Below are 7,371 nucleotides of genomic sequence, written 5' to 3' on the forward strand. Positions count from 1 at the left end.
GTATGAAAAAGGCTATGGCGATGACCGCACTGCTGGCGATTTGGGTCTTGTTCTTTTATATGATGAAATGGCGGGGCGGTTATGGATTTACCTTTTTAACCTGGGGGTTCGGAGCTGTCGTTGTGACCTCCATGCTTGCTATCGTTTCTTCTACAGGGCTGAAAATAAAGGTTTGGGTATCGAGGCGCTCCTATTTAAGCGGAGATGGGGCAGTCGTTACGCTTCGGGTTACGCGGTCCTTCCCGCTGCTTCCGCTGCCGTGGGTTGTGGTGAGAAGTGAATGGAGCCGGATATCATCCGGTAAGACGGAATATGAGCACGCCAAGCTCTTATTCCCTTGGTTTCGTTCACAAGTGGAGCTTCAGTACATGCTGACGGATCTTCGGCGCGGAATGTTCCGCCTGGAGAAAGCAGAGGCTGTATTCGGAGACCCGTTCGGCTTTATCAACAGTCGAAGAACATTTACCGAAGACAAGCCGGAGCTTGTGGTTTATCCAAGACCGGCGGCAATTCCGCTGTGGGATCTGGGAAAAACCGATTCCTCCTCCATCAATAGATCCCTTACGGAACGTGCCGAATGGAGCGGGAGTGTCCGCGAGTATGTTCCCGGCGATTCATTGCGAAGTGTCCATTGGCTATCCTCTGCGCGGTCGCAGAGCTTAAAAACTAGGGAACCGGCGTCGGTGAGGGACGGAAATACATACGTTATTTTGGACGCCGGAACGAATCTTAGGCAGCAAAGCTTTGAACGCATGGTTCGTGCGGCGGCAGGCTTATCGCTCAACTTGTCGCGGACAGGAACGTTTGCGGGCTTGGCAATCTGCGGGCACACCTGCATTCGAAGCGGGGATAGCAGCATAGCTGATGTCATGAATTTGTTGGCCCGTGCGGAAGCGGATGGAGGGAGCCGTCTCAACGAACGGGTTCGTTCTGTAGCCATTTCGCTGCCGAAAGGGACGGAGCTAGTTTTAATCACGGAAAAAATTACGGAAGAAATCGTGCAGCTATGCGAAGATATAAAGCTGTCCCGCCGCAAAGTACGCGTGGTCGCTGCAGGAGCGGGAAACAAAGACGGAATGCAGGCAAATGATTCTGAAGCAGGAGAGAATGCCTCCGCCTCGCAAAAGCCAAGAGAGCCTGTTCCCGGCGCAGAGCAGCGCTGGTGCCGTCAACGGCTCGCAGCGATTCACTGTCCGGTGGCAGAGCTGCCTGAACGGCTGTCGGATGTCACTTCGGGACTTGCACTTTTCCGTGCCGGAGCAGGAGTCGATGATCATTCTCTTATTCCAAGATATCCCGGCCGCGCCAAGCTGAAGACAAGAGCGCCTGCACCTTTTTTGACGGAGAGGAGGGGTGCGGATGTCCCGTTATGACTATGGAGGTGCAGCAGTTCGTAGTAACGAAGCGGGGAATGTAAAATCCTCGGAAAATAAACTCGAATCCGGTGCACGGCTTTCATGGGGATATGAAGGAGCCGTCGCTGCGCTGCTGTATCTCTTGTTTACCGAATGGCTCCATCCTCTTCTGGAAATGTCCGATATAACGGAGCTTTACATGGTGAAGCCGTTTTTGATTGCTTTCGGCTTCTTTATCGCTATCGATTTTTTACGGATTCCGGTCGGCATCGGCTGGCTTTTAAAAGGAGCCGGCTGTTTTCTTCTAACGGGCTGGCTGTTTCACCCGGAATTATTTGGACCCGCTTGGTTCAGCAAATACAGTGCTCTTGCTTCACAGGACCTTCAATCGGTGCTTGAGGGACGTCCGGAATGGATCGGGCCGGAAAACCGGACGATGCTGTTTTTGGCCGGGTGGTCGGTCCTTCTTCACGTGGTATACGCGACTGTCGTGACGAAACGTTCGGCGGCTTGGTTTGCCGGGCTAACGATTTTTTATTTATGCTTGCTCCAGCTGTGGCCGGGAATCGATACGACGATCGGAATGATCCGCGCGTTCGCTTATGGTACGGCTCTATCCGTTGTGCTTCGTTTTCCGAGATTGCTACTTACTCATGGGCAAAACGCTGCAACCGGGGGGCTTGCCGCTTCTCCGGGGAACCGATTCGGATGGGCGATATCGGCGGGACTTCTTTCGCTTCTTCTGGCCGGCATCGGAATGTATGGGGCGCAGCACGAACAGGGGCCCGCACAGCCACTGGAATGGTCGACGGTAAGCTCCATGCTTCAGCGGTGGACGGGAGCGGAAGGTGCACAGGCGGCTTCGACCGGCTATGGAAGCGACGATTCAGCGCTGGGCGGAGCCCTTAAGCAGAATCCCGGAATTGCCTTTGTTGCTAAGTCTCCCTACCGTACTTATTGGCGCGGGGAAGCGAAGGATGTATATGACGGAAAGGGCTGGAGCGCGCTGCGTTACGGCGAGCCGGCGGTATCGTTTGACGCGGGCGGAGCACCCATTGCCGATTCTCCTCAAGATCAAGCCCTCATCACGCAAGAAATTACTTTAATTGATGAGGCGCTTGGGAAGCAGCTTTTTGCAGGGGGATCCATTGTCCGACTTGATAGCTTACATGCCGTGGACGGGTCCCCGATGTCACAGCAAAGCGTGTTTTGGGACGATGCTCTCAGCCGCTACACGGTGCGTTCGGATCAAAAGCTGTCTGCTTATCGGATTCAGGTTGCGGCACCGCCAGCAAGGATTGCAGGGCAAGGTAATGCAGCTCTCTTGGCAAACGGCGAAGAGGCGGCGGTTGCCTTGTCGACTGCGTCGCTGACCGACAGTGAACGCTATTTGCAGCTTCCGGCGAATATACCGGCAAGGGTCAGGGAACTCGCACGCGAAATTACGGCGGGAGTAGGAGATGACCCGCTGATGAAGGCTTCGGCGATTGAAGCTTATCTTCGCAGCCATTATACGTACCGGCTTGAAGCTGGGAATATTCCGAAAGACGGACAGGACTTCGTTGACCAGTTTCTGTTTGAAACGTTGGAGGGGTACTGTGATCATTTCTCCACCTCTATGGCTGTGCTGCTTCGAGCTTCAGGCATTCCTTCGCGTTGGGTCAAGGGCTTTGCCCCCGGTGAGCTGAAGGACGGTACCGACGATACCTATATCGTAAGGCATCTCCATGCCCACAGCTGGGTGGAAGCCTACATCCCAGGACGCGGCTGGCTGCAGTTTGAGCCGACTCCGGCTTATTCCGCCGGCGCAGCAGCTGTGCATAGCGCTGAACAGGCTGCAGCGATCGTTACTTCGGGGCAGGAAGCGGACGCTATGAAGGAAGGTGCGGATCAGGCGACGAAGAAGGGGTCGGCTGCGAACGGTTTCTTTTTCGAAGCGGCCGGCCAGCTCTATCAGCAAATGAAAACAGCGATTCAGCAGCTTTTGGCAAGTGCAGCCGGATGGGTGAAGGGCTGGCAGCTGAATGCTAGTCATATGCTTGCAGCAGCAGCCTCTGCTCTTGGCATCCTTATCGTTGGAGGCTTTGGCTGGTACGCGTTTCGTCTCTTCACCTTATGGAGACATAATCGCAGGCTCGGCAAGCTGGACCGCGCGATGCTCCTGTACGAGCTGCTGCTTATGCGGATTATACGCAAATTTGGGCCGCGCGGGCCGGCGCTGACTTTGCGGGAATACGCGAGCTCCATCGGCATAGAAGACGAAGAGCGGCGGCAGGCCTTCTTTGATTTCGTGCGGCAGTACGAAAAGGCGCGCTACGGGCCATCAGGAGCCGGGCGGTTATCCGGGAAAAGGCTAAACGATTTAAAGGAAAGAATTTTCCGAACGAGATAACTCGAACGGCTTAATAACATTCGGCTTTTTCCTTGGCAAAAAATCGTATATAATAGACGATAAAATAGGAACCGATTTCGGTCGGGCAGGGAGGAAGTCATGAATAAACCTCAAGAATTAATCGTCGTTCTGGATTTTGGCGGCCAGTACAACCAGCTGATCGCACGCCGCATCCGGGATCTCGGTGTATACAGTGAGCTGCTTCCGTACAATACAAGCGTTGAACGGATCCGCGAGCTGAATCCCAAGGGGATTATATTTTCGGGCGGGCCGGCAAGTGTTTATGAAGAAAAAGCGCCGGTTGTAGACCCGGGTGTGTACGAGCTGGGCCTGCCGATTCTCGGCATTTGTTACGGAATGCAGCTGATGTCCCATCAACTGAACGGTAAAGTAGAGCGTGCGAATAAGCGTGAATACGGCAAAGCGATGGTTCGTTTCAGCGATTCCTGCCATTTGATTAAGGATTTGCCGGTGGACCAGCAGGTATGGATGAGCCACAGCGATCTTGTTACCGAACCGCCTGCGGGCTTTGTGGTTGACGCGAGCACGGATCACGCCCCGGTAGCAGCGATGAGCCATCCGGAGCGCAAGCTGTTTGCCGTTCAATTCCACCCAGAGGTTCGCCATTCCACACATGGCAATGAGATGATCAGCAACTTCTTGTTCCATGTCTGTGGCTGCACCGGCGATTGGAGTATGGAAACATTTATTGAAGACAGCATTCGCGATATTCGTGATCAGGTCGGAGACAAAAAGGTTCTGTGTGCCCTCAGCGGCGGGGTCGACTCGTCCGTAGTTGCGGCGATCATTCACCGTGCGATCGGTCCGCAGCTGACTTGTATGTTTATCGACCACGGCCTTCTGCGCAAAGGCGAAGCGGAAAGCGTTATGGAAACCTTTGTCGGAAAATTCGACATGCAGGTTGTAAAGATCGATGCGCGCGACCGCTTCATGGGCAAGCTGGCCGGCGTCTCCGATCCGGAGCAGAAGCGTAAGCTGATCGGCGCTGAATTTATTCGCGTGTTTGAGGAAGAATCGAAGCGCTTTGCGGACTTTGATTTCTTGGCACAAGGTACGCTTTATACGGACATTGTAGAAAGCGGCACGGCTACGGCGCATACGATTAAATCGCATCATAACGTCGGCGGATTGCCGGAAGACATGAAGTTTAAGCTTGTCGAGCCGTTAAAAACCTTGTTTAAGGACGAGGTTCGCAAAGTCGGCGAGCAGCTTGGTTTGCCTGCAGAAATCGTATGGCGTCAGCCGTTCCCGGGACCAGGTCTTGCGATTCGTGTGCTTGGCGAAGTGACGGAGGACAAGCTCGAGATTGTCCGTGAATCGGATGCGATCCTGCGCGAGGAAATTGCCAAGGCAGGGCTCGACCGCGAAATTTGGCAGTATTTCACCGCACTCCCGAACATTCGCAGCGTAGGCGTAATGGGGGATGCACGCACCTATTCGTATACCGTTGCCATTCGTGCCGTTACCTCGATTGATGGTATGACCGCCGATTGGGCTCGCATTCCGTGGGAAGTGCTTGAGGCTATCTCGGTGCGCATCGTCAACGAGGTCGACAACGTCAACCGCGTCGTGTACGACATAACGTCGAAGCCGCCTGCGACGATTGAGTGGGAATAAAATAATGAAAAGCTCTCTTTTCGGAAATGATGAAAAGGGAGCTTTTTTATATAAAACCTCTATACGAACAAAGAACTAAATTTGTATAAACAATGTTCGGAATTTCGTTGACAAATTTCGACTGCAGCTATAAAATTAGATCGAAAATATCGGATTATCACTCATTTTAGGAGGTTTTGAAGCAACATGGATCGCTTTTTTAAGCTCAAAGAGCATGGAACGAATGTTCGGACTGAGATCATGGCTGGTATTACAACCTTTATGACCATGGCCTATATCCTCGCGGTAAACCCGAACATTTTGAGTGCGTTTAAATCGGGAGCAACTGGTCTGGACTGGACCTCGGTGTTCTTGGCAACAGCTTTGGCTGCAGGCGTCGTAACGATTTGTATGGGATTGTTCGTAAACTTCCCAGTCGCATTAGCGCCAGGCATGGGTCTTAACGCATACTTTGCTACAGTCATTTTGACTTCAAACGGGGCGATTACCGCACCAATTGCTTTAACTGCGGTATTTGTGTCAGGTATTATTTTTGTCATTTTGACAGTAACTAAGGTGCGGCAAATGCTGCTGGTCGCAGTGCCGGACAGCTTGAAGCACGCGATTACGGTAGGGATCGGGCTTTTCATTACAATCATCGGTGTAAAAAACAGTGAGATTTTAACGGTGTCTCTTGACACAACAACTGATATTAAAGCAGGCTTTACACCGCTTCCATCCTACGCATCTGTTTTTGGTTTAGGCAGCATGCACAACCCGAATGTTCAAATTGCTTTGATCGGCTTAATTTTAATTGCGATTTTCATGGTTATCCGTCTAAAAGGAGCCATCTTGTTCGGGATTTTGGCAACAACGGTTATTGCTTATTTCATGGGTTATGTAGACCTAGGAGTGCTTACAGCAAAAGAAACAACGTGGGTACCGGATTTCAGCAAGCTGAACTTCGCTCATTTTGATTTCGTTGGAATGCTGAACGCCGGGATTATTACTGTAATCCTTACATTTACCTTCGTAGAGCTTTTCGATACGTTCGGAACCTTGGTCGGAACAGCGAATCGCGCAGGAATTATGAAAAACCGTGAAGAAGGCAATAAGCGCGTTGGAAAAGCAATGTTCGTTGATGCGTTGGGGGTCAGCGGCGGCGCATTGGTCGGTACAAGCACAGTAACAGCATATGTAGAAAGCTCGGCGGGGATTGCCGAAGGCGGAAGAACAGGATTAACTGCAGTAACGACAGGTGTATTGTTCCTGTTGGCGTTATTCCTTGCTCCGATCGCAGCGCTTATCCCTGGCTCGGCAACAGCAGCAGCCCTTATTATTGTAGGTTTGCTGATGATGCAATCGGTTAAAGAAATTGATTTTCAAGATATGGTCGTTGCGATCCCGGCTTTCTTGACGATTGTCATGATGCCGTTCACCTACAACATTGCGAACGGAATTTCGTTCGGTATTGTCTCTTATGTAATCCTTGCGACGCTTGGCAACCTGTTCGGCAAAAATGGCCGCAATGTACATTGGCTCATGTGGGTGCTTGCGATTTTGGTCGTATTGCGTTTTGCTTTGATCGGCGGAGAATAAGAAGAGAAACAGCTTGGGCTTGGGCGGTATCCATTGGGTACCGTCCTTCTTTATATGTATAAAAGCATATAAGCTCACTTTATATAGGCTGGCGATATTCGAAAACCATTCCTTTGTGCACGGTAACGGTCGTATGATTGAATGGATTCGGTTAACTTTAATAATATAGGTGAAGATAGAGGAAGGAAGTGGAATTTGCAAAGCGCTGGGGAATTTGGTATGATTCCATCTGCACCTTTCTTTCGGGTGCGCGATGAACCATTCATAACGAGATTGCAGATTAGCATGCCGGTAATGTTGAGGAAAAAAATAGTGCTTGCATAATTGGTGTCCGTTATGATAAATTATTAGATGTCGCTTCGAAAGAAGTTGGACGTGCTCCTTGAAAACTGAACAACGAGCGTTAGC

At 51.4% G+C, this 7,371-nt stretch carries 4 protein-coding genes; all 4 read left to right on the forward strand.

Annotated features, from left to right (window positions below; all coding sequences use genetic code 11):
- The first annotated feature begins 2 nt into the window (after positions 1-2).
- On the forward strand, positions 3-1,373 hold the full coding sequence (locus GQS10_RS20230; protein WP_166245637.1) for a DUF58 domain-containing protein: 1,371 nt from the start codon (positions 3-5) through the stop codon (positions 1,371-1,373).
- On the forward strand, positions 1,360-3,747 hold the full coding sequence (locus tag GQS10_RS20235; protein ID WP_166245639.1) for a transglutaminase TgpA family protein: 2,388 nt from the start codon (positions 1,360-1,362) through the stop codon (positions 3,745-3,747). Before GQS10_RS20230 ends, GQS10_RS20235 begins: the two co-directional genes overlap by 14 nt.
- Positions 3,748-3,846: 99 nt before the next feature.
- Positions 3,847-5,385: a glutamine-hydrolyzing GMP synthase gene (gene guaA / locus GQS10_RS20240; protein WP_166245641.1), complete on the forward strand. Its 1,539-nt coding sequence runs from the start codon at positions 3,847-3,849 to the stop codon at positions 5,383-5,385.
- A 186-nt stretch (positions 5,386-5,571) separates the two neighbouring features.
- Positions 5,572-6,963 (forward strand): NCS2 family permease, encoded by a 1,392-nt coding sequence (locus GQS10_RS20245; RefSeq protein WP_166245643.1) that lies wholly within the window; start codon positions 5,572-5,574, stop codon positions 6,961-6,963.
- The last annotated feature ends 408 nt before the right edge of the window (positions 6,964-7,371 follow it).

The organism is Paenibacillus turpanensis, assembly GCF_011421635.1.
GTDB lineage: Bacteria > Bacillota > Bacilli > Paenibacillales > YIM-B00363 > Paenibacillus_AK > Paenibacillus_AK turpanensis.

Coding starts and splice junctions, on each gene's coding strand:
- guaA (WP_166245641.1), top strand. CDS start 3,847: ATGAATAAACCTCAAGAATTAATCGTCGTTCTGGATTTTGGCGGCCAG.
- GQS10_RS20230 (WP_166245637.1), top strand. CDS start 3: ATGAAAAAGGCTATGGCGATGACCGCACTGCTGGCGATTTGGGTCTTG.
- GQS10_RS20245 (WP_166245643.1), top strand. CDS start 5,572: ATGGATCGCTTTTTTAAGCTCAAAGAGCATGGAACGAATGTTCGGACT.
- GQS10_RS20235 (WP_166245639.1), top strand. CDS start 1,360: ATGTCCCGTTATGACTATGGAGGTGCAGCAGTTCGTAGTAACGAAGCG.